This is a genomic window from Pedobacter sp. 01N416, from assembly GCF_056399685.1.
The window spans coordinates 1-742 of the sequence record NZ_JBFTRT010000993.1 but is presented as its reverse complement, the minus strand read 5'-3'; the positions used below and the strand labels follow the sequence as shown (position 1 = coordinate 742).

Genomic DNA, 742 nt, shown 5'->3' with positions numbered 1-742 from the left:
AAACTTGGTTCTGATATGGTTTTGGCATCGGTGATATAAGTAAAATCTCCAATCCGATACCCGGTAATGGGCAACAAATGGTGCATCACTTCAAACGGAATAATTTTGCTTTCTCCAATTTTAAAATCTTCGCCATTGGTTACGCTGTGCAGATTAATCTGTGGCAAACCATGGTATTTAGTCTCGGCAAAAATGTAATAGAACTCTCTTTTTAAAGCCGTTTGAACCCTGTCTGTCGCATAAACATCAATTACCTTGTGTAGCAGATAATTAAATGGCCTGATATCATCCAAACCGGCAATGTGGTCTTTGTGTTCGTGGGTAAACAATACCGCATCAAGATCTTTTACCTTTTCGCGTAAAAGCTGGTAACGGAAATCAGGCCCACTATCTACCACGATGGTTTTATCAGCTGTTTCAATTAATATCGAAGTCCGTAAGCGGTTATCTCTTTTATCAGCAGATAAACAAACTTCGCAATTACAAGCAATTACAGGAACGCCTTGTGATGTACCAGTACCTAAAAAAGTAACCTTCATCTGCTTAAACTTTCCTTTCTATAATTGTAATGCTGGAGTTGTATCTTCATTAAAATAATTCGGTTTGCTGTAAGGATAGGTAGAATTGGCGCTGTTTTTCTTCTAGCAGGTTTTCGTCTGTATTGGTTTGCTTAACCAAAGTTACCAATGCAGCAATTTTTCCTTCCAGATTTGAAAATTTGTTTACCACAACAACCTTATTG

1 protein-coding gene is annotated in these 742 nt (G+C 37.7%); it reads right to left on the bottom strand.

Features of this window, described 5'->3' with window-relative positions:
* Positions 1–539: MBL fold metallo-hydrolase (locus AC1DND_RS28870; RefSeq protein WP_477586405.1), on the bottom strand; the 539-nt coding region annotated here is incomplete at its 3' end.
* Positions 540–742: the final 203 nt, after the last annotated feature.